Here is a 25654-nt window from a genome sequence, read left to right on the forward strand (position 1 = left end):
CTCAGCGCCGCTGCTCGTCCACCGCCGCGTTGTAGGCCGCGACCTGGGCCCGGCGGGCGGTGCGGTCGAGCGGGGCCAGGACCTCCCGGCGGGCGGCCATCTCGCCGGCGGAGACCGCCGCGCCGTGGCCGCCGGCGGCGATCCGCAGCAGCGCCGACACCTGCCGGGCGGACTCCAGCACCCGGACCGCGCGCGGCGGGTAGCCGGGCGCCAGCAGCTCCCGGTGGCCCTGCCGGCGCAGCGAGTCCAGGGCGCGCAGCGCCTCCGGCCCGGCGCCCGCCACGTCCAGCCGGACCAGTGCCGCGGTGGCCTGCCGCAGCCCGTCGGCGAGTTCCCGCTCGGCCTCGTCCAGCGAGGGCACGTCGGCCGGCGGCGCGTCGTTCACCGGCAGGCACTGCCACAGCACCCGGACGCCCTGGTCGCCCTGCGGCCCGTACGCCTCGACCTCCGGCACCAGCCCGTACGGGACGCCGACCGCCAGCACGGCCTCGCCCGCGCCCATCGCCAGCGCGTTGAACGCGGCCGGCCCGGTCAGCCCCAGCGGGTGCCCGGCCGCCGGGAGGGCCAGCCGCAGCCCCTTCGCGCCCCGCGCGCGCAGCCGCCCCAGCGCCCAGGTCAGCCCGTGCAGCGAGTCCGGCGCCTCGCCGGGCAGCCCGGTCACCCGGTGGGCGTCGTCCGCGCCCTGGACGGCGGTGGCCGCGTCGTCGGGCGAGGCGGCACCGGTCAGCACGGCGTTCCCCCAGGCGGTGAACCGCCCCGAACGGGGTTCTTGGTACGGATTGTCGGCAGGAGTGGCGAGCATCGGACCAGCCTACGGACAACTGCGTCGAGCGGGTGGCGTAGGTTTGCCCTGACACATGGTGGACCGCACCCCGAGGACCGCACGCCCAGGTCCAAGGACGGCCGGAATCTTGCATTTGGGGAAGGCGTAGGCATGAGCGACGTTCTGGAGCTGGTGGACGTTTCCGTGGTCCGGGAGGGACGCGCACTCGTCGATCACGTGTCCTGGACGGTCAAGGAGGGCGAGCGCTGGGTGGTGCTCGGACCGAACGGCGCGGGCAAGACCACGCTGCTCCAGATCGCGGGCGCCTACCTGTTCCCGAGCTCCGGCGACGCGGTGGTGCTCGGCGAGAAGCTCGACCAGGTCGACGTGTTCGAGCAGCGCGCCCGGATCGGCCTGGCCAGCGCCGCGATGTACGACAAGCTGCCGACCGGCCAGACCGTGCTGGAGACCGTCCTGACCGCCGCGTACGGCCAGACCGTGCACGGCAAGGAGACCTACGAGGCCCCCGACGAGGCCCGCGCCCTGGTGCTGCTCGACCGCCTCGGCATGGCCGGCTTCACCGGCCGCAAGTTCGGCAGCCTCTCCGAGGGCGAGCGCAAGCGCACCCTGATCGCCCGCGCCCTGATGACCGACCCCGAGCTGCTGCTGCTCGACGAGCCCGCGGCCGGCCTCGACCTCGGCGGCCGCGAGGACCTGGTCCGCCGCCTCGCCGCGCTCGCCCAGGACGAGTACGCGCCGTCCATGGTGATGGTCACCCACCACGTCGAGGAGATCGTCCCGGGCATGACCCACGTGCTGATGATCCGCCAGGGCAAGGTGATGACGGCCGGTCCGATCGAGACCACCCTCACCGCCCGCAACCTCTCGCACTGCTTCGGCCTGCCGCTGACCCTGGAGCGGCGCGGCGACCGCTGGACCGCGCAGGGCCTCCCGCTCGGCTGAATCGCACCGCCGCGGCGCACGGCGGCAACCGGTCGCACACGCGGCCGGTTTCCGTCGCCCCACCTGCGGGAAGCTACGCGGGGAGAGCACCGACTTCCCTAGGATGGAGCCCGTGGACAGCTGGATCTGGTGGCTGCTGCTCGCCGTCGCGCTGGGCATACCGCTGGTGGTCACCGCGATGCCCGAGTTCGCCATGTTCGCGATCGGCGCCGGCGCCGCCGCGCTGACGGCGGGCCTCGGCGGCGGCACGGTCCCGCAGTTCCTGGTGTTCGTCGGCGTCTCGGCGGCGCTGCTGGTCTTCGTGCGCCCGATCGCGTACCGCCAGCTGAAGAAGGGCCCGGGGTACCGCACGGGCGTGGAGGCGCTGACCGGCGCCACCGCGGTGGTACAGGAAACAGTCGACGGGGGAGAGGGCGGACGGATCAAGCTGAACGGCGAGATCTGGTCGGCCCGCGCGCTCCACCCGGGTTCGGTCTTCGAGCCGGGGCAGCAGGTCGACGTCGTCGAAATCCAGGGCGCGACCGCCCTGGTCGTCTAGGGGAGAAGCGTTGGAACCCGTCCTCATCGTCTTGATCGTCCTGGTCGTGGTGGCCTTCATCGCCCTGATCAAGACGATCCAGGTGATCCCCCAGGCCAGCGCCGCGATCGTGGAGCGCTTCGGGCGCTACACCCGGACCCTCAGCGCCGGCCTGAACATCGTCGTCCCGTTCATCGACACCATCCGCAACCGGATCGACCTGCGCGAGCAGGTCGTCCCGTTCCCGCCGCAGCCCGTCATCACCTCGGACAACCTGGTCGTCAACATCGACACCGTCATCTACTACCAGGTGACCGACCCGCGCGCCGCGACCTACGAGGTGGCCAGCTACATCCAGGCCATCGAGCAGCTCACCGTCACCACCCTGCGCAACATCATCGGCTCGATGGACCTCGAGTCCACCCTGACCTCCCGCGAGGTCATCAACGCCGGCCTGCGCGGCGTCCTGGACGAGGCCACCGGCCGCTGGGGCATCCGGGTCAACCGGGTCGAGCTGAAGGCGATTGAGCCGCCGACCTCCATCCAGGACTCGATGGAGAAGCAGATGCGCGCCGACCGCGACAAGCGCGCCGCGATCCTCACCGCCGAGGGCGCCCGGCAGGCCCAGATCCTGCGCGCCGAGGGCGAGAAGCAGGCCGCCGTGCTCCAGGCCGAGGGCGAGGCGCAGGCCGCCGTCCTCAAGGCCGACGGTGAGGCCGCCGCGATCCGCACCGTCTTCGAGGCCATCCACGAGGGCGACGCCGACCAGAAGCTGCTCGCCTACCAGTACCTGCAGACCCTGCCCGAGCTCGCCAAGGGCGACGCCAACAAGCTGTGGATCATCCCCAGCGAGGTCGGCGACGCGCTCAAGGGCCTCGGCGGCGCCTTCCAGGGCGTCACCGGCGGCGGCGCCGCCCCGGCCGCGCCCGCCCCCGCCCCGGTGCAGCCGCCCGCGGCCCGCGTCCCGGTCGACCCGGCCGCCGGCCCCCGCCCGGTCGACACCGAGAACAAGACGGCCCGGCCCCGGGTCGAGCCCACCCGGCAGTACCCCAAGATCGACGAGTAGCCGGCACCGGGACCGGTCCCGGTGACGGCACCGCGCGGGCCCCGTCCGACCCCTCCGGTCGGCCGGGGCCCGCGCCTTTCCCGCCGGCCCGCCGTTCCGCATCACGGAAGGGCAGGTCCGGATGGCGGACCGCCCCTCGCCAAGCCGCGCACCCCTCCGGCATGATCGACCGGCGCGCGACAGCAGCCAACGAGGGGGAAGCCGATGACACTGTGGGAGATGACCGCCGTCCTGCTGGCCGGCGTCGCCGCCGGAACCATCAACACCATCGTCGGCTCCGGCACCCTGATCACCTTCCCCGTGCTGCTCGCCGTCGGCCTGCCGCCCGTCACCGCCAACGTCTCCAACACCCTCGGCCTGGTCCCCGGCTCGCTCGCCGGAGCCATCGGCTACCGGGCCGAACTCGCCGGCCAGCGCCGCCGCCTGATCCGCTACGGCAGCGCCTCGCTTATCGGCGGACTCGTCGGCGCCGCCCTGCTGATCACCCTCCCCGGCAGCGCCTTCGAAGCCGTCGTCCCGGTCCTCATCCTCACCGCCCTCGTGCTGGTCGTCATCCAGCCCCGGGTCGCCCGCGCGATGGCCGCCCGCCGCGCCGCCGGCACCGCCCCCGCCCGCACCGACGGCGGCCCGCTGCTGCTCGCCTGCATCGGCCTCACCGGCGTCTACGGCGGCTACTTCGGCGCCGCCCAGGGCGTCCTGCTGCTCGCCCTGATGGGCATGCTGCTCCCCGACGACCTGCAGACGATCAACGGCATCAAGAACGTCCTCGCCATGCTCGTCAACGGCGTCGCCGCGGTCTTCTTCCTCTTCACCTCGCACATCGACTGGACCGCCGCCCTGCTGATCGCCGCCGGCGCCACCCTCGGCGGCGCGCTCGGCGCCCGGATCGGCCGCCGCCTCCCGCCCGTCGCGCTGCGCACCCTGATCGTGCTGGTCGGCCTCGCCGCCGTCACCAAACTGCTGCTCGCCTGAGCGCCCCCGGACGTAGGCTCGGCCGTGACAGCAGCCCGCACGGCACCCGGGCCCCCGGGCCCCCGGGCCCCGGACCCCTGGACGGAGACCGCCATGAGCCGCGACCGCCTCAACGAGGAACAGCTCGCCAACGCCCTCGCCGAACTCCCGGAGTGGACCCGCACCGGCGACGCGATCACCCGCACCGCCGAGACCGCGAGCTTCCCCACCGCCATCAAGGTCGTCGACGCCGTCGCCGAACAGGCCGAGGCCCTCGACCACCACCCCGACATCGACATCCGCTGGCGCACCCTGACCTTCCTCCTCACCACCCACAGCGCGGGCGGCCTGACCAGCCTCGACATCACCCTCGCCCACCTCATCGACCGCGCCCTCGACGCCGCCGCCTGACCGGCCGCCCCGCCGCCACCGGCCCCCGAGCGCCCCCGAGCGACCGCAAAGCCCCGGCAAATCCCGTCCCCGCGCCGTGAGATGCTGGCCCCTTGCCAGACCGCAGTCGGGACGGACGGAACGCATGGCTCAGGAACCTCCCACGACACCCGGGTACGACCAGCAGCAGCCCTGGTACCCCCAGCCGCAGGACTACGGCCACCAGGAGCAGGCCGCCCAGCAGCAGCAGGCGTACGGGCAGCAGTTCCCGCAGCAGCAGCAGGGCTACGGCTACGCCGAGCAGCAGCAGGCGTACGGCGACCCGCAGGTCTACGGCCACCAGGAGCAGGCCGCCCAGCAGCAGCAGGCGTACGGGCAGCAGTTCCCGCAGCAGCAGCAGGGCTACGGGTACGCCGAGCAGGCGGCCCAGCAGCAGGCGTACGGCTACCCCGAGCAGGCCGCCCAGCAGCAGGCGTACGCCCCGTACGAGCCCGCCTACGCGCAGTCGGCGCCGGCCGCCGAGCCCGCCCCGGCCACGCCCGCCGACTACCCGCGGACCAGCGCCGAGGACCCGTTCGCCCCCGGCTCCGACGGCGCGTCGGCCGCCGCGATCAGCGCCGCCGCGGCCGCCGGCGAGGTTCCCGGCCGGGAGCGGCCCGCGCCGCGCGGGTTCGCCGCCAGGGCGCGCGCCGCGGTGCTCTCCGGCGAGGGCGCGCCCAGCCGCCGGGGCCTGGCGATCCGGGTCGGCGCGGGCGTCGCCGCCCTCGCCGTCCTGGTCACCGCCGGCGTGCTCGCGGTCTCCGGGGAGGACGAGGCCGCCCCGGCCGGCCAGGCCGCCCAGGGCGGCGGCCAGAACATCTCGGTCGCCCACACCAAGTCCTGGACCGTCGCCGCCGACCCCGCCACCGCCGCGCAGGGCACCGACGACACCCTGGCCGGCAGCTGGCTGCTGGCCGACGCCGTGGTCCGCGCCGACGGCACCGGCGTGCACGCCTACGGCCTCGCCGACGGCAAGCCCGTCTGGACGCTCAAGGCCCCCGCCGACGGCGCCGTCCCCTGCGGGCTCTCCCCGGCCGTCAACGCGTCCGGCCTCGGCGCGGTCGTCTACCGCCCCGCCGCCGACCCGAAGAGCCCGTGCAGCACCCTCGCCGCCGTCGACACCAAGTCCGGCCAGGCGGTCTGGACGAAGACCCTCTCCGACGCCAAGGACAGCTACGCCGCGCACGTCGCCGTCACCGACGACAAGGTGATCGCGGTCGGCGAGGACAAGGCCGCCGCGTGGGCCGCCGCCGACGGCGCCGAGGTCTGGCAGTACACCGGCCAGGGCAAGTTCTGCACGCTCTCCGGCAGCGCCGGCGCCGCCACCGTGCTGCTGCACAGCGCCTGCGCCGACAGCACCCCGCACGACCAGGCCGTCGCGCTCAACCTCGCCGACGGCAAGGTGAAGTACTGGCGCGGCCTGAACAACCAGCCCACCACCGTCACCGTGCTCTCCGCAGAGCCCGCCGCCGTCCTCACCACCGGCGCCAAGCCGGAGGACGAGCGGGTGTTCGCCTGGGGCGCCGAGGGCGACCCGGCCGTCGAGATCCCGCTGGCCGTCGAGGGCGGCGGCCGGCTCGACGTCGACCACGGCAGCTTCGCCGCCGTGCCCGGCACCTACTTCCAGGGCGGCACCATGTTCGCCCCGGTCGTCCCCGACGGCGGCGGCAACCCGAGCGCGATCGCCGCGTACGACCTGGGCACCGGCAAGTCGCTGTGGCGCACCCCGATCGCCGAGAAGGGCAAGGCCCGGCCGGTCGGGGTGGACGCCGGCGGCCTGGTCGTCGCCGTCGACGAACGCACCGGGCAGCCCGCCCACCTCAGCCGGTTCGCCCTCACCGGCGGCCAGGAGACCCAGGGCGGCGCCTTCCCGCAGGGCACCGGCTCGCTGCTCACCACCGGTCGGGTGCACAACGCCGCCGGCCACCTGGTCGCCGTCCCCGAGCACGCCGGCAACTACGGCGTCGCGACGGCCTTCAGCAGCAAGGGCTGACCTCCCCCGCGCCGGTTCTCCCGACCCGCCCGGCCCGCCCGGCCCCGTACGCACGACGACGGGCCCGACCTGTCCCCTGATCAGGTCGGGCCCGTCGGCCTCTCACGCGCTCGCGGCCGCCTCGGCGGGCTCCGGCAGCCAGGCCGCCAGCTCCCCCAGTTCGCCCGCCCGCAGCCCGAGCGCGAGCATCAACGTCGCCTCCGGCGTCGGCTCGAAGGGCCGCCGCAGCAGCCGCATCCCCGCCTGCTCCGGCGTCCGGTCCGCCTTGCGCTGGTTGCACTCCGCGCAGGCCGCCACCGTGTTCATCCAGCTGTCCGCCCCGCCGCGCGACCTCGGCGCCAGGTGGTCCACCGTGGTGCCCCGCCGCGCGCAGTACGCGCACCGGAACTGGTCGCGCGCCAGCACCCCCCGCCGCGACCACGGAGCCCGTTGTCGGAACGGCACCCGGACGTACCTGGTCAGCCTGATCACCCGCGGCACCGGCAGCTGCACCCCCGAACCGCGGACCACCCGCAGCGGATGCGCCTGTTCGACCACGGCCTTGTCCTGGAGGACCAGCACCACGGCCCGGCGCAGCGGCACCGTGCTCAGGGGTTCGTAGCTCGCGTTCAGGACAAGGGTGTTGCGCATAACGGGCCACCTCCGGTGCTCGCCCCGCCGCACGGCGGTGGCACCACTGTGAACGCCCGCACCCCGCCGAACAACGGAATTTCCGCCACCCCGCACCGACCAGCGGCTAAACCCCCGGACCCCCCGACCGCGTAGGCTCTACTCCGCTGGTACCGTCCAGCCCGCCGTACCCGTCCGGGCGCACCCCCCGCGCCGCGGACACCCGACCGAAGGAGACGCGGGACCGTGACCGACATCGTCGACGAGCTGCAGTGGCGCGGGCTGATCGCCCTGTCCACTGACGAGGACGCACTGCGCAAGGCGTTCGCGGACGGCCCGGTCACGTTCTATTGCGGCTTCGACCCGACCGCGCCCAGCCTGCACCTCGGCAACCTGGTCCAGCTCCTCACCATGCGCCGGATCCAGCGGGCCGGAAACCTCCCGCTCGGCCTGGTCGGCGGCGCGACCGGCCTGATCGGCGACCCCAAGCCCACCGCCGAGCGCGTCCTCAACGACCCCGAGACGGTCGCCGCCTGGGTCGACCGCCTGCGCGCCCAGGTCTCCCGCTTCCTCGACTTCGAGGGCGAGTACGCCGCCCGCATCGTCAACAACCTGGACTGGACGTCCGGCATGTCGGCGATCTCGCTGCTCCGCGACGTCGGCAAGTACTTCCGGGTCAACAACATGATCGCGAAGGAGGCGGTCGCCCGCCGCCTGAACTCCGACGCGGGCATCAGCTACACCGAGTTCAGCTACCAGATCCTCCAGGGCATGGACTTCCTGGAGCTGAACCGCCGCTACGGCTGCACCCTGCAGACCGGCGGCAGCGACCAGTGGGGCAACCTCACCGCCGGCACCGACCTGATCCGCAAGGCCGAGAGCCGCTCCGTGCACGCCCTCGCCACCCCGCTGATCACCAAGGCCGACGGCACCAAGTTCGGCAAGACCGAGTCCGGCACGGTCTGGCTCGACCCCGAGCTCACCACGCCCTACGCCTTCTACCAGTTCTGGCTGAACGCCGACGACCGCGACGTCGCCAAGTTCCTGCGGATCTTCTCCTTCCGCACCCGCGAGGAGATCGAGCAGCTCGAACGCGACACCGCCGAGCGCCCCGCCGCCCGCCTCGCCCAGCGCGCCCTCGCCGAGGAGCTCACCACCCTCGTCCACGGCGCCGACCAGTACGAGCGGGTCGTCGCCGCCTCCAAGGCCCTCTTCGGCCAGGGCGACCTCGTCGACCTCGAACCCGCCACCCTGGCCTCCGCCCTCGCCGAGGTCCCGAAGGCCACGGTCGCCGAACTCGGCCAGATCGTCGACCTGTTGGTCGAAACCGGCCTCGCCCCCAGCCGCTCCGGCGCCCGCCGCACCATCAAGGAGGGCGGCGCCTACCTCAACAACGCGAAGGTCACCGACGAGGAGGCCGTCGCCACCACCACCGACCTGCTGCACGGCCGTTGGATCCTGCTCCGCCGCGGCAAGCGCAACCTCGCCGCCGTCGAACTCGCCGACGCGTAACCCCCACCCGGAGCCTGCCGAACATCCCCGCAGGCCCCCGGAGACCTCGGACAGGCGCTCAGCGGGCCTGAAACAGACCGCAGTTGACCTGCGGACACCGCGAACAGGGGCCGGATCCAGCCAGATCCGGCCCCTCGGTGTTTGACTCGCCCGCTCCGGTGTCCTAACGTAGTCCGAGTCGCCTGAACCGGCTGAGACAGACCGGGAGGCGAAACCCCACCCCAACCCTGATGAGCGATTCGTCGCGCGTCCGTTCGGATTTCCGGACGGAAAAGCGGGCCGAATAACTCTGGTAGAGTTCGGGAGCGCCGAAAGGCAAAAGCGAAGCAGATCGAATGAAACTCCGGAAAACGGAGCGGAAAACATCTGCTAAGCTGGAAACACGAAAGAACGAAGCGCCCGGAGATGCGGTCGGAAGGCCGGTCGAAGGAAGCGTCCGTTCCTTGAGAACTCAACAGCGTGCCAAAAGTCAACGCCAGATATGTTGACATCCCCGGCCGGCCGACTCGTTCGGTTGGTTGGAGATTCCTTTATGAAGTAACACTAGCGAGGACGCAGTGCGCGGGACCGCCTTATTCCGGCTGGTCGCCGTGCCGCTCTTTGTGAAGACATTCACGGAGAGTTTGATCCTGGCTCAGGACGAACGCTGGCGGCGTGCTTAACACATGCAAGTCGAACGGTGAAGCCCTTCGGGGTGGATCAGTGGCGAACGGGTGAGTAACACGTGGGGAATCTGCCCTGAACTCTGGGACAAGCCTTGGAAACGAGGTCTAATACCGGATACGACCGCTTCCCGCATGGGGGGTGGTGGAAAGCTCCGGCGGTTCAGGATGATCCCGCGGCCTATCAGCTTGTTGGTGGGGTAACGGCCCACCAAGGCGACGACGGGTAGCCGGCCTGAGAGGGCGACCGGCCACACTGGGACTGAGACACGGCCCAGACTCCTACGGGAGGCAGCAGTGGGGAATATTGCACAATGGGCGAAAGCCTGATGCAGCGACGCCGCGTGAGGGATGACGGCCTTCGGGTTGTAAACCTCTTTCAGCAGGGAAGAAGCGCAAGTGACGGTACCTGCAGAAGAAGCACCGGCTAACTACGTGCCAGCAGCCGCGGTAATACGTAGGGTGCGAGCGTTGTCCGGAATTATTGGGCGTAAAGAGCTCGTAGGCGGCCTGTCGCGTCGGATGTGAAAGCCCGGGGCTTAACCCCGGGTCTGCATTCGATACGGGCAGGCTAGAGTGTGGTAGGGGAGATCGGAATTCCTGGTGTAGCGGTGAAATGCGCAGATATCAGGAGGAACACCGGTGGCGAAGGCGGATCTCTGGGCCATTACTGACGCTGAGGAGCGAAAGCGTGGGGAGCGAACAGGATTAGATACCCTGGTAGTCCACGCCGTAAACGTTGGGAACTAGGTGTTGGCGACATTCCACGTCGTCGGTGCCGCAGCTAACGCATTAAGTTCCCCGCCTGGGGAGTACGGCCGCAAGGCTAAAACTCAAAGGAATTGACGGGGGCCCGCACAAGCAGCGGAGCATGTGGCTTAATTCGACGCAACGCGAAGAACCTTACCAAGGCTTGACATACACCGGAAACTGGTAGAGATATCAGCCCCCTTGTGGTCGGTGTACAGGTGGTGCATGGTTGTCGTCAGCTCGTGTCGTGAGATGTTGGGTTAAGTCCCGCAACGAGCGCAACCCTTGTTCTGTGTTGCCAGCATGCCTTTCGGGGTGATGGGGACTCACAGGAGACTGCCGGGGTCAACTCGGAGGAAGGTGGGGACGACGTCAAATCATCATGCCCCTTATGTCTTGGGCTGCACACGTGCTACAATGGCCGGTACAAAGGGCTGCGATGCCGCGAGGCGGAGCGAATCCCAAAAAGCCGGTCTCAGTTCGGATTGGGGTCTGCAACTCGACCCCATGAAGTTGGAGTTGCTAGTAATCGCAGATCAGCATGCTGCGGTGAATACGTTCCCGGGCCTTGTACACACCGCCCGTCACGTCACGAAAGTCGGTAACACCCGAAGCCGGTGGCCTAACCCGTGAGGGGAGGAGCCGTCGAAGGTGGGACCAGCGATTGGGACGAAGTCGTAACAAGGTAGCCGTACCGGAAGGTGCGGCTGGATCACCTCCTTTCTAAGGAGCACACGGCAGCTTCGGGCGAATGTCCCGGAGTGCTAGCTCATGGGTGGAACGTTGACTATTCGGCACACACGGTGATGGAGATCGCGAGTACTGCCCTTCCGGGGCGTGGAAAGCGGTGTTCCGGAGGCGGGTGTGTCGGGCACGTTGTTGGGTCCTGAGGGAACGGCCAGTGGTCGTTGTCTTCAGGTTGCCGGCCTCATGCCGGGCGTCCCTGTCTTGGGGGTGTCGGGTTTGGGTGTCTGGTCGTTGTTTGAGAACTGCACAGTGGACGCGAGCATCTGTGGCCAAGTTTTTAAGGGCGCACGGTGGATGCCTTGGCACCAGGAACCGATGAAGGACGTGGGAGGCCGCGATAGGCCCCGGGGAGCTGTCAACCGAGCTTTGATCCGGGGGTGTCCGAATGGGGAAACCCGGCAGTCGTCATGGGCTGTCACCCATACCTGAACACATAGGGTATGTGGAGGGAACGCGGGGAAGTGAAACATCTCAGTACCCGCAGGAAGAGAAAACAACCGTGATTCCGGGAGTAGTGGCGAGCGAAACCGGATGAGGCCAAACCCAAGTGGTGTGAGACCCGGCAGGGGTTGCCGCTTGGGGGTTGTGGGAAAGTTCTTCAGTCGTCTGCCGGCGGCTGGGCGAGTCAGAAACCGTATGGGTAGTCGAAGGACATGCGAAAGGTCCGGCGTAGAGGGTAAGACCCCCGTAGACGAAATCCGTACGGCTCGCTTGAGCTTCTCCCAAGTAGCACGGGGCCCGAGAAATCCCGTGTGAATCTGGCGGGACCACCCGCTAAGCCTAAATATTCCCTGGTGACCGATAGCGGATAGTACCGTGAGGGAATGGTGAAAAGTACCGCGGGAGCGGAGTGAAATAGTACCTGAAACCGTGTGCCTACAAGCCGTGGGGGCAGCCTTCGGGCTGTGACTGCGTGCCTTTTGAAGAATGAGCCTGCGAGTTTGCGGTGTGTAGCGAGGTTAACCCGTGTGGGGTAGCCGTAGCGAAAGCGAGTCCGAACAGGGCGTTCGAGTTGCATGCCCAAGACCCGAAGCGGAGTGATCTAGCCATGGGCAGGTTGAAGCGCGGGTAAGACCGTGTGGAGGACCGAACCCACCAGGGTTGAAAACCTGGGGGATGACCTGTGGTTAGGGGTGAAAGGCCAATCAAACTCCGTGATAGCTGGTTCTCCCCGAAATGCATTTAGGTGCAGCGTCGCGTGTTTCTTGCCGGAGGTAGAGCACTGGATAGGCGATGGGCCTCACCGGGTTACTGACCTTAGCCAAACTCCGAATGCCGGTAAGTGAGAGCGCGGCAGTGAGACTGTGGGGGATAAGCTCCATGGTCGAGAGGGAAACAGCCCAGAACACCGACTAAGGTCCCTAAGCGTGTGCTAAGTGGGAAAGGATGTGGAGTCGCAGAGACAACCAGGAGGTTGGCTTAGAAGCAGCCACCCTTGAAAGAGTGCGTAATAGCTCACTGGTCAAGTGATTCCGCGCCGACAATGTAGCGGGGCTCAAGCACACCACCGAAGTCGTGTCATTGCAGCAATACTCCCAACGGAGGCTGTGATGGGTAGGGGAGCGTCGTGTGCCGGGTGAAGCAGCCGAGGAATCGAGTTGTGGACGGTTCACGAGTGAGAATGCAGGCATGAGTAGCGATACAAGAGTGGGAAACTCTTGCGCCGATTGACCAAGGGTTCCTGGGTCAAGCTGATCTGCCCAGGGTAAGTCGGGACCTAAGGCGAGGCCGACAGGCGTAGTCGATGGACAACGGGTTGATATTCCCGTACCCGCTTTGAAGCGCCAACGTCGAACCAGGTGATGCTAAGGCCGTGAAGCCGGCCCGGAGTCTTCGGACGATGGGACGTGGTGGAGCCGCCGGTCCAAGCCTGTAGTAGGTGAGCGATGGGGTGACGCAGGAAGGTAGTCCAGCCCGGGCGGTGGTAGTCCCGGGGTAAGGGTGTAGGACGTTGCGTAGGCAAATCCGCGCAACACGTAGTCTGAGACCTGATGCCGAGCCGATTGTGGTGAAGTGGATGATCCTATGCTGTCGAGAAAAGCCTCTAGCGAGTTTCATGGCGGCCCGTACCCCAAACCGACTCAGGTGGTCAGGTAGAGAATACCGAGGCGTTCGGGTGAACTGTGGTTAAGGAACTCGGCAAAATGCCCCCGTAACTTCGGGAGAAGGGGGGCCATTGCTGGTGACGGGACTTAGCTCCCTGAGCTGGTGGTGGCCGCAGAGACCAGCGAGAAGCGACTGTTTACTAAAAACACAGGTCCGTGCGAAGCCGTAAGGCGATGTATACGGACTGACGCCTGCCCGGTGCTGGAACGTTAAGGGGACCGGTTAGTCACGATTCGTCGTGGCGAAGCTGAGAACTTAAGCGCCAGTAAACGGCGGTGGTAACTATAACCATCCTAAGGTAGCGAAATTCCTTGTCGGGTAAGTTCCGACCTGCACGAATGGCGTAACGACTTCTCGACTGTCTCAACCACAGGCCCGGTGAAATTGCATTACGAGTAAAGATGCTCGTTTCGCGCAGCAGGACGGAAAGACCCCGGGACCTTTACTATAGCTTGATATTGGTGTTCGGTTCGGCTTGTGTAGGATAGGTGGGAGGCTTTGAAGCCGTGACGCCAGTCATGGTGGAGCCATCGTTGAAATACCACTCTGGTCGTGCTGGATGTCTAACCTGGGTCCGTGATCCGGATCAGGGACAGTGTCTGGTGGGTAGTTTAACTGGGGCGGTTGCCTCCTAAAGGGTAACGGAGGCGCCCAAAGGTTCCCTCAGCCTGGTTGGCAATCAGGTGTTGAGTGTAAGTGCACAAGGGAGCTTGACTGTGAGACTGACGGGTCGAGCAGGTACGAAAGTAGGGACTAGTGATCCGGCGGTGGCTTGTGGAAGCGCCGTCGCTCAACGGATAAAAGGTACCCCGGGGATAACAGGCTGATCTTCCCCAAGAGTCCATATCGACGGGATGGTTTGGCACCTCGATGTCGGCTCGTCGCATCCTGGGGCTGGAGTAGGTCCCAAGGGTTGGGCTGTTCGCCCATTAAAGCGGTACGCGAGCTGGGTTTAGAACGTCGTGAGACAGTTCGGTCCCTATCCGCTGTGCGCGTAGGAGTGTTGAGAAGGGCTGTCCCTAGTACGAGAGGACCGGGACGGACGAACCTCTGGTGTGCCAGTTGTCCTGCCAAGGGCATGGCTGGTTGGCTACGTTCGGGAGGGATAACCGCTGAAAGCATCTAAGCGGGAAGCCTGCTTCGAGATGAGCACTCCCACCTCCTTGAGAGGGTAAGGCTCCCAGTAGACGACTGGGTTGATAGGCCGGATATGGAAGCCCTGTGAGGGGTGGAGTTGACCGGTACTAATAGGCCGAGGGCTTGTCCTCAGACGCTCGCGTTCACTGTGTGGTTCCCGGGTAGCGAACAGCTATCGCCGGCGAACAAGTAACATCACTTTCAATTGAAAAGTGTGTTCGCTGAATACCCGATAGGGTTTCGGTGGTCATAGCATGAGGGAAACGCCCGGTTACATTCCGAACCCGGAAGCTAAGCCTCATAGCGCCGATGGTACTGCAGGGGGGACCCTGTGGGAGAGTAGGACGCCGCCGAACAATTCTTCAAAAGGCCGAGGCCCCAGCGATTCGCTGGGGCCTTGGCCTTTTTTGTTGGGCATCGGCCGGACACGCGTACGGCCGGCGGACGGCGCGGTCGGGGGCACCCGGACGCGGTGTCCTGCCGTATGCCGGACAATGGACAAGGCGGACGTTCCGGACCCCGGTGGGGGCGGAGGCGTCCGGATCTCGCGCGCTGGTGTCGGTCGAACGGCAGTGGCGCCTCTCGAACTCGCAGTGTGCAGACAGGAGTCACCAGCATGTCGAACCCGCCCCAGGACCGGCCCGAGCGCCGTAACGACGGCGGCCGGGGTTACGAACCCAGGTCGCGTGGGGGCTGGTCCAACGACCGTGGCCCGCGCCGTGACGACCGTGGTGAAGGCGGCGGCTACCGGGGTCGTGACGACCGCGGTGACCGTGGCGGCGACCGTGGGGGGTTCCGCTCCCGTGATGACCGTCCGTCGTACGGCGGCGGTGGCGACCGTGGTGGCTTCCGTGGTCGGGACGACCGTCCCCAGGGCGGCGACCGTGGCGGCTACCGTTCGCAGGGCGGCGACCGCCCGTCGTACGGCGGTGGTGGCGGCGGTTACCGCTCGCGTGACGACCGTCCGCAGGGCGGCGACCGCGGTGGGTTCCGTGGCCGGGACGACCGTCCGCAGGGTGGGGACCGTGGTGGGTTCCGTCCGCGTGAGGACCGTCCGCAGGGCGGCGACCGCGGTGGGTTCCGTGGCCGGGACGACCGTCCGCAGGGTGGGGACCGTGGTGGGTTCCGTCCGCGTGAGGACCGGCCGTCGTACGGGCGGGACCGGGACGAGCGTGGTGGCGCCGGCGGCGGTGGGTATGACCGTCCGCAGCGCAGCGGTGGCTACGAGCGTCGCGATGACCGCCCGCAGCGCAGCGGCGGCTACGAGCGCCCCCAGGGTGGCGACCGTGGCGGGTTCCGTCCGCGTGAGGACCGTCCGCAGCGCAGTGGTGGGTACGACCGTCCGCAGGGTGGGGACCGTGGTGGGTTCCGTCCGCGTGAGGACCGGCCGTCGTACGGGCGGGACCGGGACGAGCGCGGTGGCGCTGGCGGCGGCGGGTACGACCGTCCGCAGCGCAGCGGTGGCTACGAGCGTCGCGACGACCGTCCGCAGCGCAGCGGCGGCTACGAGCGCCCCCAGGGCGGCGACCGCGGCGGGTTCCGTGGGCGGGACGACCGGCCGCAGGGTGGTGGCTACCGCCCGCGCGAGGAGCGGTCGTTCGATGACCGGCCGCAGCGCAGTGGTGGGTACGACCGTCCGCAGGGTGGGGACCGTGGTGGGTTCCGTCCGCGTGAGGACCGGCCGTCGTACGGGCGGGATCGGGACGAGCGCGGTGGCGCTGGCGGCGGCGGGTACGACCGTCCGCAGCGCAGCGGTGGCTACGAGCGTCGCGATGACCGCCCGCAGCGCAGTGGCGGGTACGACCGCCCGCAGGGCGGCGACCGCGGCGGGTTCCGTGGCCGGGACGACCGTCCGCAGCGCAGCGGTGGGTACGACCGTCCGCAGCGCAGTGGTGGGTACGAGCGTCGCGATGACCGCGGCGGGTTCCGTGGGCGGGACGACCGTCCGCAGCGCAGCGGTGGGTACGAGCGTCGGGACGACCGGGGCGGGTACGACGAGCGGCGTCAGGAGCCGGTGAAGCGGCTGCCGATCCCGGACGACGTGACCGGGTTCGAGATCGACGCGGACGTCAAGCAGGACCTGAAGAGCCTGCCGAAGACGCTGGCGGACGACGTGGCGCGCAACCTGGTGATGGTGGCGCGGCTGCTCGACAGCGAGCCGGAGGAGGCCTACAACTACGCGAAGGTCGCGCTGCGGCTGGCGTCGCGGGTGGCGAGCGTGCGTGAGGCGGCCGGTTTCGCCTCGTACATGACGCAGCGGTACTCGGAGGCGCTGACCGAGTTCCGGGCGGCGAAGCGGATGACCGGGCGGGTCGACCTGTGGCCGGTGATGGCGGACTGCGAGCGCGGTCTGGGCCGGCCGGAGCGGGCGCTGGCGATGGCTGGTGAGCCCGAGGTGAAGCAGCTGGACAAGGCCGGTCAGGTCGAGATGCGGCTGGTCGCGGCCGGTGCCCGGGCGGACCTGGAGCAGTTCGACGCCGCCGTGGTGACGCTGCAGAGCCCGGAGCTGGCGTCCTCGGCGATCCACCCGTGGACGGCGCGGCTGCGCTACGCGTACGCGGACGCGCTGATCGCGGCGGGTCGGGCGGACGAGGCCCGCGAGTGGTTCGTGAAGGCCGTGGAGGCCGACACCGACGGCTCGACCAACGCGGCCGAGCGGCTGGCGGAGATCGACGGCATCGAGTTCACCGACGCGCTGGACGAGGACGCCGAGGCCGAGGACGAGGGCGCGGAGGCCGTGGAGCCGGTGCGCCGCCAGATCGACAAGGACGACGTCGGCGACGACCGGATGATCTTCGAGGACGAAGAAGACGTCGAGGAGTTCTACGACGAGGACGACGAGGAGATCGACGAGGACTACGACGAGGACTCGTTCGAGGAGCAGCAGCCGAAGCAGGGCTGATGCGCCGTCGTGAGCAGTGAGGGAAGGCCCCCGTTCCGGGTAGGAGCGGGGGCCTTTTCCGTGGGCGCGGGGGTGTCGGCGGGGGTGTCAGCCGAGTTCGAGGGAGCGCAGGACGAGTCCGGTGGCCGGCTTGGGGCCGAAGGAGGTGGACTTGCGCGGCATGGTGACGCCCTGCTCGGCGAGGCGCCGCACCACGCGTTCCTCGACGGGGTGGAGCAGGACGGCGGTGCCGCCGGTGCGGGCGGCCTCGCGGACGGCTGCCTCGGCGGAGTGCAGGTAGCCGATGTGCTCGGGGCTGTCGGGGACGTGCCAGGTGCGGTCGAGCAGGACGGCGTGCAGGACGGTGGCGTCCAGGCGGCGCCACTCCTCGGGGCGGTCGGTGCGGACGGTGGCGGCGAGGGTGGCCTCGTCGGGGCCGGTGAGCAGGTGGAAGCGGCCGGCGCCGTCGGTGAGGACGAAGGAGTTGCCGGGGGTGCGGTGGGCCTCGGCGAGGGCGTGCAGCGCGTCGGGGAGGGCGCCGGGCAGGTCGGTGGCCTTCCAGGCGGCGGGGTCGAGGGCGGCCAGCGCGGCGTCCAGCGGGAGGCGCTGCAGGACGCGGTGGATGGCGCGGACCCGCAGCGGGTAGCGGTCGGTGTCGACCAGCAGGACCAGGCCGCGGTCCCACGGGCTGCGGGGGAGGTGGCGGTGTTCGCGCTGCAGCCGCAGGTACATCTCCCAGCGGTGGTGGCCGTCGGCGATCAGGGCGCGGCAGCCGGCCAGGTCCCGGGTGACGGCGGCCAGGTTGGCGGGGTCGGTGACGGCCCACAGGCGGTGGTGGGTGCCGTCGCTGGTGGTGGTGGCGAGCAGCGGCTCGGTCGCGGCGGTGCGTTCGATGACGTCGGCGGCGCGGCCGTGGCCGCGGTAGGTGAGCAGCAGCGGTTCGAGGTTGGCGCGGGTGGTGCGCATCAGGCCGACCCGGTCGGCGACCGGCTTGGGCATGACGTCCTCGTGCGGGAGGACGACGCCGGCCTCGGGGCCGCTGACGGCGAGGGCGCCGATCAGGCCGCGCTGCAGGGTGCCGGACGGGGTGCGCTGCTCGTAGACGTACAGCGCCGGGTCCGGGTCGGCGGTCAGGACGCCCTGGTGGCGCCAGTCGCGGAGCAGGCGGGCGGCGTGCCGGTAGCGGGTGTCGCGGTCGGGGCGGTCGCCGGCGTCCTCGGGCTCGGGGCGGGGCAGGATCAGCCGGACGATGTTGTGCGGGTCCGCGGTCTCCAGGTCGAGCCGGCGGCCGGGGTCGACCACGTCGTACGGCGGGGAGGTGACGGCGGCCAGGTCGCCGACCCGGTGCGGGTCGTAGCGCAGGCCGCGGAACGGGGAGAGGGAAAGCCCTGCGGTGGCGACGTGCCCGGGGTCTCCGGGACCGCCCGAGGGCTCGTTGCCGCTTTCGGCACGAGGGGCGCTCATTCTGGGCATGTTAGTCGGGTAGTCCTTGTTGGGAGATCGCGTTGGGTACGGCCGCCCGGCTGCTGTGGGCGGGATGGCGAGCGGGGCGGACGGGAAAGCGGGGTAGGGCGGATGGGGCACCGGGAGCACGAGGGCGACGGCGTGAACGGCCTGGACGGCGGGAACGGCGGCGGCGCGCCGGGCGGCGGCGTGTACGACTGGTTCCGGCGCGGGGTACGGCTGTTGGAGGAGCGGCACCCGGCGGCGGCGGTGCAGCTGCTGGCGCGGGCGGCGGAGGCGGAGCCCGGGTCGGGGTCGATCCGGGAGGCGCTGGCGCGGGCCCAGTTCGACGCGGGGCAGTACGGGCCGGCGCTGGAGAGCTTCCGGGTGGTCGCGGAGGCCGACCCGTCGGACGACTACGCACAGTTCGGCTGGGGGGTGTCGGCGGCCCGGCTGGGCGACTTCGAGACCTCGGCGGAGCACCTGGCGCTGGCGGTCGCGATGCAGCCGGGCAACCGGCACTACCAGGCGGCGCTGCGGCAGACCCGGGCGACGCTGGCGGCCCGGGCGGGGGCGTACGGGCCGCTGCTGCCGGGCGCGCCCGGGTACCTGGCGGGGCCGGAGGACCCGGCGGGGTCCTAGGCTGGCGGGTGCCCGTCCGGTTCGGGACGGCTTCGAGGTGACTTCGAGGTGACGAGGGTGGAGCAGCGATGACGGAGAACGCCGCGGCGGTGCGGAGCGTGCCGGGGGCCAGTGCGGTGGCGCTGACGGAGGCGTACGACACGGCGCTGCTGGACCTGGACGGGGTGGTGTACGCCGGGCCGCACGCGATCGCGCACGCGGTGGAGTCGCTGGACCGGGCGCGGGCGGCCGGGATGCGGTTGGCGTACGTCACCAACAACGCGTCGCGGCCGCCGCGGGTGGTCGCCGGGCACCTGACGGAGCTGGGCGTGCCGGCCGAGCCGGGGGACGTGATCAACTCGGCGCAGGCGGCGGCGCGGCTGGTGGCGGAGAAGGTGCCGGCCGGGTCGCGGGTGCTGGTGGTCGGCGGGGCGGGCCTGCTGGAGGCGCTGGAGGAGCGCGGGCTGGTGCCGGTGCGCTCGCTGGACGACGACCCGGCGGCGGTGGTGCAGGGCTACGACCCGTCGGTGGGCTGGGCGGACCTGGCGGAAGCCTCGTACGCGGTGGGCCGGGGGCTGCCGTGGGTCGCCTCGAACACGGACCTGTCGATTCCGACGGCGCGCGGCATCGCGCCGGGCAACGGGACGCTGGTGGCGGCGGTGCGGGCGGCGACCGGGGTGGAGCCGGAGGTCGCGGGCAAGCCGCTGCCGCCGATGCACCGGGAGACGGTGCTGCGAACGGGCGCGAAGCGTCCGCTGGTGGTCGGCGACCGGCTGGACACCGACATCGAGGGCGCGTTCAACGGCGGGGTGGACTCGCTGCTGGTGTTCACCGGCATCGCCACCCCCGAGGAGGTGCTGGCCGCGCCGCTGCGGCACCGGCCGACGTACCTGGCCGAGGACCTGCGGGGCCTGCTGGAGGCGCAGCCCGAGGTCGCGGCGGCGGGCGGCGGCCGGTTCGGCTGCGGCGGCTGGACGGCGGGCGCGGACGGCGGGGTGCTGGCGCTGGACGGCGCGGGCAGCCGGATCGACGCGCTGCGGGCGCTGTGCGCGGCGGCCTGGACGTGGGCGGACGCGCACGGCGGCGCGGCGCCGGAGTCCGCGAAGGCGCTGGCGGGGCTGCCGGCGGCGGGGTGACGCCGCCGTTCCCGCGGCTTCCCTGATCTGACCGGCGGGTGGCCGGGCGCGCGGTGTACGGTGCGTCCGGCAGTGTCCGGGGGAGGGGGAGTCGTGCGCGTGATGGTGCGGGGGAGAGCGGTGGCGGTGGCCGCCGTGTGCGGTGCGGTGCTGGCGGGGGCGGTCGGGTGCACCTCGGACGGGCGGCCGGCGGCGGCCGCGAGCCCGTCCGGGTCCGGGTCCGGGTCCGGGTCGACGGGCAAGGCCAACGTCAAGGCCGTGGACGTGCAGCTCGACGCGCGGGTGGCGCGGATGCGGGAGTGGATCGAGGCGCAGGACGACACGGTGCGGGAGTCGGTCCGGCTGGTCCACCAGGAGGGGGCGGTCGGCTTCCTGGTCTGGAGCAAGCCGGGCGGGCAGCAGTGCCTGGGCCGGACGGAGGGCGGGAAGTCCTCCGGGCGGTTCAGCTGGTGCGACACCGAGGCGTCCAGGCCGCTGGCGGAGCAGCCCGGGCTGAAGGTGATCCCGGACGGCCGGGCGGACGGCCGCTGGTACGTCCAGGTCGACGCGGACCGGCAGCGGCTGGTCGGGGTGGAGTGCGGGGGCGAGCGGCTGAAGGTGGTGCCGATCGGCGACGAGTTCTCCGCGAACGGCGCCCGGCGGCACTACCTGGTGTTCTCCGACTGGCAGTTGACGGGCCGTCCGGTGGCGCACGTGCTGGTCGACGGGGGGCAGCCGGGCGAGGCGGTGCTGGACGTCCCGCAGGAGCCGGTCGGTGGCGGGCTGCCGTCCAAGTGGTGCGGGTGAGCGGCGGGTAGTGGCCGCCGCGCGGCGGGTTGGCCGTTCGGCGGTCCGGGTATCCCTGAGCGGGGTTCGTCGTTCGGGGGGATGATGACGCGGGGGATTCGGGCATGGCGGGCTCTGCGGGCCGTGGGGCTCGTGGTGGCGCTGACGCTGGCGGCGTGGTGCGCGGCGGGGCCGGAGGCGGGGCTGCTGGAGACGCAGGACGCGCTCGCGCGGGCGCGGACGGTGCTCGGCTCGTCCTCCGCGAACGAGCCGGCGCCGGGGACGCTGAGGCTGCTCTACGCGTCGGGCCGGAGCGGCCTGTTCGCGTGGAGCAGGGCATCGGACGGCGCCCTGTGCTTCGGCGGGGGCGTTCCGCTGGAAGGGTCGATGGCGTGGGGGTGCCTGGACGGCGAGGAGCGGCCGCCGGCCGACCCGCCGCAGGTCCGGGACGGCTTCGGCGCCCCGCTCGGGGAGCAGGACTTCCGCTGGCTCTACGCGGACGGGGAGCAGGTCCGGGCGGTGAGCTGTGCGGGCGGTCCGCTGACGCTGGTGGAGATCGGGGCCCGGCCGGTGGGGGACGGCGTCCGCACCTTCTACTTCGTGGTCAGGAGCCCCGCGCAGTGGGGCCGGGTGGTGCTGACGGTGACCCGGCCGACCGGTGAGGCCACGGAGGAGGCGCAGTTGCTGGGGACGGAAGGCCAGGGCCCCGACTGCCGTTGAGCGGGACAGGCCCGCTCAGAGCAGGGAGCGCAGCCGCAGCAGGTCGCGGAAGCTCGCGTCCAGCTTGAGGCGGCCGGTCGCCCAGGCGGTGGGGAACGGCAGCTTGCCGTCGACCAGGGCGACCAGGTCGTCCCCGGTGGTGGCGAGCCGGATGTCGGCCTTCGCGGCGGGCGGGCCGGGGGCGTCGGTGACGCCGGTCAGCCGGCCGTCGGCGAGCCGGCCGGTGAAGGTCAGGTCCAGGTCGGTGAGGTGGCAGCTGAGCGAGCGGTCGAGGGCGGCCGCCTTGCGGACGTCGCCGCCCGCCGAGGCCAGGTTGCGGCTCAGCTGCTCCAGTGCGGTGCGGCACTCCTCGATGGTGGCCATGTGCGCTGCTTGCTCCCGTCGGTGGTCGTTCGGCGTTCCACGCTAGCGCAGCGCCGTACGGGGGCGGCCCGGAGAGGGTAGCGTCGGTGGCGGCGTTCGGTCGCGACGACGAGGAGGCGGGTACGGATGCTGCAGGACGCGGTGCGGGGTGTGCGGGGCGTGCTGGTGGTGGCGGGCGAGCTGGCCGAGGAGGCGGGCCGCCGGGTGCTGGGCACGGCCGAGGAGCTGCTCAAGCAGGGTGGTGAACTTCCGCCCGCCGTCGAGCAGTTGCGGGTGCTGGCGAACGAGGCGGTGACGGCCGGCCGGGCCGGGATCGACCTGGTCGCCGGGGTCGCCCGGAGCGAGGCCGAGCGGGTGTTCGAGAAGGTCGGCGACCAGGTGGTGAAGGTCGGCGTGGTGCTGAGCTTCCTGGAGTCGAAGCTGCGCGAGGTCGACGAGCCCGCGGCGGGCGCCGGGGACGGGAGCGCGGCGGCGGGCGCGGAGCCGGACGGGGACGGCTTCGGGGACGGCTTTGGGGACGAGTTCGAGGGCGGGTTCGAGCAGCCCCCGGTGGTCCGTCCGGCGGCGCGGGCCCAGGGCCTGTTCGACGCGGGCTGGGACGAGGAGCCGGACCTCCCGGACGAGTCGGTGGCCGCGACCGCCAAGGGGCGGAAGGCGACGGCCCGCAAGACCGCGGCGCGCAAGCAGGCGGCCGGCTCGGCGGCGGACGTGCAGAAGGCCGCCGCGCGCAAGGCCCCGACGGCGGAGGCCCCTGCGGTGGGGGACGGTGCCCCGGCGCGGAAGACCGCCGCGCGCAAGGGCGCGGCCGCGAAGCAGACCTCGGCGAAGCGCTCGGTGCCGCGCAAGGCGGCCGGGGCGCCGGCGCCCGCGAAGCACGCCCCGGCGGCGAAGCGCGGCGCGACCGGCGCGGACGTGCCCACGCCGCGGGCGGTGGCGGCCGGTGCGGCCGGGCGGAAGACCGCAGCGAAGAAGACGACGGCGCAGGCGGGCGCGGGTGCGGGCGCTGGTGCGGACGCGGCGTCGGCGGGGGAGTCCCCGAGCGCGCCGCTGCCCGCGAGGAAGGCCCCGGCCAAGCGCTCGGCGCCGCGCGGGGCGGCCGACGGTGGCGCGGGCGCGGGCACGGGCACGGGTGCGGGTGCGCGCAAGGCCCCGGCGAAGAAGGCGCCCCGGGCCGGTGCGGCCGCGAAGAAGGCCCCGGCGAAGCCCGCCCCGGCGAAGCCCGCCCCGGCGTCCGGGTCGGAGACGGGTGGTGGTGGCGGTGAGTGAGCTGCGCGGGGCGGGGTGGAAGGCGTCCGGGGCGGGGGCGGGCGCCGGGTTTCCGTGTCCGGTCGGGAGCGGGTGGCGCCGGGTGTCCGGGGCCGGGGTGGCGGCGGGTGGTGGCCGTGGGTGAGGCGTCCGGGGGTCCGGTGGTGGAGGCGTCCGGGGCCGGGGTGGCGGGGGTGTGGACGGGGGAGCGGGAGGTGGATGCGGCGCTGGCCCGGCTGGGGGAGCTGGACGGGGCAGGGTCGGAGGAGCGGGCCGAAGTGTACGAAGATGTCCATGCGCGGCTCGCCGCGACCCTCGCGGCGCTGGACCGCGGGTAGCAGACCGTCCGATGTGGGAGCTGACGTAGCAGTGGCAGTGGCACGACGCCGTCTGGACGCGGAGCTGGTGCGCCGCAAGCTGGCCCGTTCGCGGGAGCACGCGAGCGAGTTGATCGCGGCGGGCCGGGTGACGGTCGGCGGGGCGGTGGCGACGAAGCCGGCGACGCAGGTGGAGACCGCGGCGGCGGTGGTGGTCGCGAAGGACGACGCGGACCCGGACTACGTGTCGCGCGGCGGGCACAAGCTGGCGGGCGCGTTCGCGGCGTTCGTGCCGCTGGGCCTGGTGGTGGCGGGCCGGCGGGCGCTGGACGCGGGCGCGTCCACCGGCGGGTTCACCGACGTGCTGCTGCGTTCGGGCGCGGCGCACGTGCTGGCGGTGGACGTCGGCTACGGGCAGCTGGCCTGGTCGCTGCAGAGCGACGGGCGGGTGACGGTGATGGACCGCACCAACGTGCGGGAGCTGACGCCGGAGCTGATCGGCGGGCAGCTCGTCGATCTGGTGGTGGGCGACCTGTCGTTCATCTCGCTGGGCCTGGTGCTGCCCGCGCTGGCGGGCTGCGCGGCGCCGGACGCGGACCTGGTGCTGATGGTGAAGCCGCAGTTCGAGATCGGCAAGGAGCGGCTCGGTTCGGGCGGCGTGGTGCGGTCGCCGGAGCTGCGGGCCGAGACGATCCGCCAGGTGGCCGGGCAGGCGTGGCGGTCGGGGCTGGGCGTGCGGGCGGTGGCGGCGTCGCCGCTGCCGGGGCCGTCGGGGAACGTGGAGTACTTCCTGTGGCTGCGCCGGGACGCGGAGCCGCTGGATCCGGCGGCGGCGGACCGGGCCGTGGCGGAAGGGCCCCAGTAGGGTACTTGGCAGGCGTCCGGGCGTTGCGCAGACTGGCTGGTCGTGGTCGGTGCCGCAATGGCCCGGCGGGCGTAGGGAGAGGGCAGCGGGGAATGAGCGATCGTCGAACGGTCTTCCTGATCGCGCACACCGGCCGGGAGGCGGCGCTGCGCAGCGTCGAGGGGCTGGTGGACGGCCTGCTGCGGGCGGGGATCCGGATCAGACTGCTGGAGACCGAGGCGGTGGGCCTGGACCTGCCGGACGGGGTCGAGCTGGTGCCCGGCGGGCACGGGGCGGCGGACGGCTGCGAGCTGATCCTGGTCGCGGGCGGGGACGGCACGCTGCTGCGCGGCGCCGAACTGGCCCGCGAGTCGGGGCTGCCGATGCTCGGGATCAACCTGGGCCGGGTCGGGTTCCTCGCCGAGGCGGAGCGCGACGACCTGGCGACCGTGGTCGAGCGGGTGGTCGCCGCGGACTACGAGGTCGAGGAGCGGATGACCATCGACGTGCTGGTGCGCGCCAACGGTGACGTGCTGCACGAGGACTGGGCGCTGAACGAGGCCTCGGTGGAGAAGGCGTCCCGGGAGCGGCTGCTGGAGGTGGTCACCGAGGTGGACGGCCGCCCGGTGTCGAACTTCGGCTGCGACGGCGTGGTGCTGTCCACGCCGACCGGCTCCACGGCGTACGCGTTCTCCGGCGGCGGGCCGGTGGTGTGGCCGGAGGTGGAGGCGCTGCTGATGGTGCCGATCAGCGCGCACGCGCTGTTCGCCCGTCCGCTGGTGACCTCGCCGGACTCGGTGCTGGCGGTCGAGGTGCAGCCGAAGACCCAGCACGGGGTGCTGTGGTGCGACGGCCGCCGTTCGGCCGAACTCCCGGCCGGCTCCCGGGTGGAGGTCCGCCGGGGCAAGACGCCGGTCCGACTGGCCCGGCTGCACCGGGCGCCGTTCACGGACCGGCTGGTCGCCAAGTTCGCGCTCCCGGTGACGGGTTGGCGCGGCCGCTCGGACAACTGCTGAGCGGGCGGCGGTAGTCGGCGCCCGCGGGCCGGTGATCCGGCGGCCCCGCGGGCGGGTTGGCGGGGCCGCCCCGGCAACGGCCGGTGATCTTCGGCGGG

Annotated in this window: 20 protein-coding genes and 3 rRNA genes; 19 read left to right on the forward strand and 4 right to left on the reverse strand. The window is 71.4% G+C overall.

The features are described from left to right. Position 1 precedes the first annotated feature (1 nt). Positions 2 to 802 carry a hypothetical protein gene (locus KSE_RS28280; protein WP_014138788.1) on the reverse strand — a complete coding sequence of 267 codons (801 nt, stop codon included), beginning with the start codon at positions 800 to 802 and terminating at the stop codon, positions 2 to 4. A gap of 132 nt (positions 803 to 934) precedes the next feature. Between KSE_RS28280 and KSE_RS28285 the strand changes: the two genes are divergently transcribed. The 6 genes from KSE_RS28285 (at position 935) to KSE_RS28310 (ending at position 6682) form a co-directional block, all read left to right on the forward strand. After that, positions 935 to 1726 (forward strand): ABC transporter ATP-binding protein, encoded by a 792-nt coding sequence (locus KSE_RS28285; RefSeq protein WP_014138789.1) that lies wholly within the window; start codon positions 935 to 937, stop codon positions 1724 to 1726. Positions 1727 to 1829: 103 nt separating this feature from the next. Continuing rightward, on the forward strand, positions 1830 to 2264 hold the full coding sequence (locus tag KSE_RS28290; RefSeq protein WP_014138790.1) for an NfeD family protein: 435 nt from the start codon (positions 1830 to 1832) through the stop codon (positions 2262 to 2264). Positions 2265 to 2274: 10 nt separating this feature from the next. Further along, on the forward strand, positions 2275 to 3309 hold the full coding sequence (locus KSE_RS28295) for an SPFH domain-containing protein (protein ID WP_014138791.1): 1035 nt from the start codon (positions 2275 to 2277) through the stop codon (positions 3307 to 3309). 204 nt (positions 3310 to 3513) lie between these two features. Then, positions 3514 to 4281: a sulfite exporter TauE/SafE family protein gene (locus tag KSE_RS28300; RefSeq protein ID WP_014138792.1), complete on the forward strand. Its 768-nt coding sequence runs from the start codon at positions 3514 to 3516 to the stop codon at positions 4279 to 4281. A 93-nt stretch (positions 4282 to 4374) separates the two neighbouring features. Then, positions 4375 to 4671 carry a 4a-hydroxytetrahydrobiopterin dehydratase gene (locus tag KSE_RS28305; protein ID WP_014138793.1) on the forward strand — a complete coding sequence of 99 codons (297 nt, stop codon included), beginning with the start codon at positions 4375 to 4377 and terminating at the stop codon, positions 4669 to 4671. Positions 4672 to 4795: 124 nt separating this feature from the next. Continuing rightward, positions 4796 to 6682, forward strand: a complete 1887-nt coding sequence (locus tag KSE_RS28310; RefSeq protein WP_014138794.1) for an outer membrane protein assembly factor BamB family protein — start codon at positions 4796 to 4798, stop codon at positions 6680 to 6682. A gap of 102 nt (positions 6683 to 6784) precedes the next feature. Here KSE_RS28310 and KSE_RS28315 read toward each other — a convergent pair whose 3' ends face one another. After that, positions 6785 to 7312, reverse strand: a complete 528-nt coding sequence (locus KSE_RS28315) for an HNH endonuclease (RefSeq protein ID WP_014138795.1) — start codon at positions 7310 to 7312, stop codon at positions 6785 to 6787. 225 nt (positions 7313 to 7537) lie between these two features. Between KSE_RS28315 and tyrS the strand changes: the two genes are divergently transcribed. The 5 genes from tyrS to KSE_RS28345 all read left to right on the forward strand — a co-directional run bounded on the left by tyrS (position 7538) and on the right by KSE_RS28345 (position 17107). Beyond that, on the forward strand, positions 7538 to 8803 hold the full coding sequence (gene tyrS, locus KSE_RS28320; RefSeq protein WP_014138796.1) for a tyrosine--tRNA ligase: 1266 nt from the start codon (positions 7538 to 7540) through the stop codon (positions 8801 to 8803). A 611-nt stretch (positions 8804 to 9414) separates the two neighbouring features. Beyond that, a 16S ribosomal RNA gene (locus KSE_RS28325) occupies positions 9415 to 10938 on the forward strand. A gap of 291 nt (positions 10939 to 11229) precedes the next feature. Further along, positions 11230 to 14336, forward strand: a 23S ribosomal RNA gene (locus tag KSE_RS28330). A gap of 108 nt (positions 14337 to 14444) precedes the next feature. Then, positions 14445 to 14561 (forward strand): 5S ribosomal RNA (gene rrf, locus KSE_RS28335). Together the 16S, 23S and 5S rRNA genes form the textbook arrangement of a ribosomal RNA operon. 1658 nt (positions 14562 to 16219) lie before the next feature. After that, complete coding sequence (locus KSE_RS28345) at positions 16220 to 17107, forward strand: tetratricopeptide repeat protein (RefSeq protein ID WP_014138797.1); 888 nt, start codon at positions 16220 to 16222, stop codon at positions 17105 to 17107. Positions 17108 to 17194: 87 nt separating this feature from the next. On the opposite strand, the gene KSE_RS28350 is transcribed toward KSE_RS28345, so the two are convergent. Continuing rightward, positions 17195 to 18550, reverse strand: a complete 1356-nt coding sequence (locus KSE_RS28350; protein WP_014138798.1) for a DUF1015 family protein — start codon at positions 18548 to 18550, stop codon at positions 17195 to 17197. A 111-nt stretch (positions 18551 to 18661) separates the two neighbouring features. Here KSE_RS28350 and KSE_RS28355 point away from each other — a divergent pair, with 111 nt between their 5' ends. The 4 genes from KSE_RS28355 (at position 18662) to KSE_RS28370 (ending at position 21771) form a co-directional block, all read left to right on the forward strand. Continuing rightward, entirely contained in the window at positions 18662 to 19171 is a 510-nt protein-coding gene (locus KSE_RS28355; RefSeq protein ID WP_014138799.1) for a tetratricopeptide repeat protein, read from the forward strand. Positions 19172 to 19239: 68 nt separating this feature from the next. After that, the gene (locus tag KSE_RS28360; protein WP_014138800.1) at positions 19240 to 20286 is read left to right on the forward strand and encodes an HAD-IIA family hydrolase; all 1047 of its coding nucleotides are present in this window, start codon (positions 19240 to 19242) and stop codon (positions 20284 to 20286) included. 258 nt (positions 20287 to 20544) lie between these two features. Continuing rightward, positions 20545 to 21072 (forward strand): hypothetical protein, encoded by a 528-nt coding sequence (locus KSE_RS28365; protein ID WP_148283168.1) that lies wholly within the window; start codon positions 20545 to 20547, stop codon positions 21070 to 21072. Positions 21073 to 21195: 123 nt separating this feature from the next. Beyond that, positions 21196 to 21771: a nucleoside-diphosphate kinase gene (locus KSE_RS28370; RefSeq protein ID WP_014138802.1), complete on the forward strand. Its 576-nt coding sequence runs from the start codon at positions 21196 to 21198 to the stop codon at positions 21769 to 21771. Positions 21772 to 21786: 15 nt separating this feature from the next. Here the strand turns inward: KSE_RS28370 and KSE_RS28375 are convergent, their stop codons facing one another. Further along, positions 21787 to 22134, reverse strand: a complete 348-nt coding sequence (locus KSE_RS28375) for an SCP2 sterol-binding domain-containing protein (RefSeq protein WP_014138803.1) — start codon at positions 22132 to 22134, stop codon at positions 21787 to 21789. Positions 22135 to 22260: 126 nt separating this feature from the next. Between KSE_RS28375 and KSE_RS38820 the strand changes: the two genes are divergently transcribed. The 4 genes from KSE_RS38820 (at position 22261) to KSE_RS28395 (ending at position 25556) form a co-directional block, all read left to right on the forward strand. Further along, complete coding sequence (locus KSE_RS38820; RefSeq protein WP_014138804.1) at positions 22261 to 23400, forward strand: hypothetical protein; 1140 nt, start codon at positions 22261 to 22263, stop codon at positions 23398 to 23400. Between the two features lie 107 nt (positions 23401 to 23507). Further along, entirely contained in the window at positions 23508 to 23717 is a 210-nt protein-coding gene (locus KSE_RS43255) for a hypothetical protein (RefSeq protein WP_033259920.1), read from the forward strand. A 37-nt stretch (positions 23718 to 23754) separates the two neighbouring features. After that, positions 23755 to 24561, forward strand: coding sequence for a TlyA family RNA methyltransferase (locus KSE_RS28390; protein WP_014138806.1), 807 nt, complete (start codon positions 23755 to 23757; stop codon positions 24559 to 24561). Positions 24562 to 24653: 92 nt separating this feature from the next. Further along, positions 24654 to 25556 carry an NAD kinase gene (locus KSE_RS28395; RefSeq protein WP_014138807.1) on the forward strand — a complete coding sequence of 301 codons (903 nt, stop codon included), beginning with the start codon at positions 24654 to 24656 and terminating at the stop codon, positions 25554 to 25556. Positions 25557 to 25654: the final 98 nt, after the last annotated feature.

This window comes from Kitasatospora setae KM-6054 (assembly GCF_000269985.1).
GTDB lineage: Bacteria > Actinomycetota > Actinomycetes > Streptomycetales > Streptomycetaceae > Kitasatospora > Kitasatospora setae.

What these genes read in the sequence shown, in the direction of transcription:
- KSE_RS28280 (WP_014138788.1), bottom strand. Translation starts at nt 802, where the DNA reads ATGCTCGCCACTCCTGCCGACAATCCGTACCAAGAACCCCGTTCGGGG.
- KSE_RS28285 (WP_014138789.1), top strand. Translation starts at nt 935, where the DNA reads ATGAGCGACGTTCTGGAGCTGGTGGACGTTTCCGTGGTCCGGGAGGGA.
- KSE_RS28290 (WP_014138790.1), top strand. Translation starts at nt 1,830, where the DNA reads ATGGAGCCCGTGGACAGCTGGATCTGGTGGCTGCTGCTCGCCGTCGCG.
- KSE_RS28300 (WP_014138792.1), top strand. Translation starts at nt 3,514, where the DNA reads ATGACACTGTGGGAGATGACCGCCGTCCTGCTGGCCGGCGTCGCCGCC.
- KSE_RS28305 (WP_014138793.1), top strand. Translation starts at nt 4,375, where the DNA reads ATGAGCCGCGACCGCCTCAACGAGGAACAGCTCGCCAACGCCCTCGCC.
- KSE_RS28310 (WP_014138794.1), top strand. Translation starts at nt 4,796, where the DNA reads ATGGCTCAGGAACCTCCCACGACACCCGGGTACGACCAGCAGCAGCCC.
- KSE_RS28315 (WP_014138795.1), bottom strand. Translation starts at nt 7,312, where the DNA reads ATGCGCAACACCCTTGTCCTGAACGCGAGCTACGAACCCCTGAGCACG.
- KSE_RS28350 (WP_014138798.1), bottom strand. Translation starts at nt 18,550, where the DNA reads ATGAGCGCCCCTCGTGCCGAAAGCGGCAACGAGCCCTCGGGCGGTCCC.
- KSE_RS28355 (WP_014138799.1), top strand. Translation starts at nt 18,662, where the DNA reads ATGGGGCACCGGGAGCACGAGGGCGACGGCGTGAACGGCCTGGACGGC.
- KSE_RS28360 (WP_014138800.1), top strand. Translation starts at nt 19,240, where the DNA reads ATGACGGAGAACGCCGCGGCGGTGCGGAGCGTGCCGGGGGCCAGTGCG.
- KSE_RS28375 (WP_014138803.1), bottom strand. Translation starts at nt 22,134, where the DNA reads ATGGCCACCATCGAGGAGTGCCGCACCGCACTGGAGCAGCTGAGCCGC.
- KSE_RS38820 (WP_014138804.1), top strand. Translation starts at nt 22,261, where the DNA reads ATGCTGCAGGACGCGGTGCGGGGTGTGCGGGGCGTGCTGGTGGTGGCG.
- KSE_RS28395 (WP_014138807.1), top strand. Translation starts at nt 24,654, where the DNA reads ATGAGCGATCGTCGAACGGTCTTCCTGATCGCGCACACCGGCCGGGAG.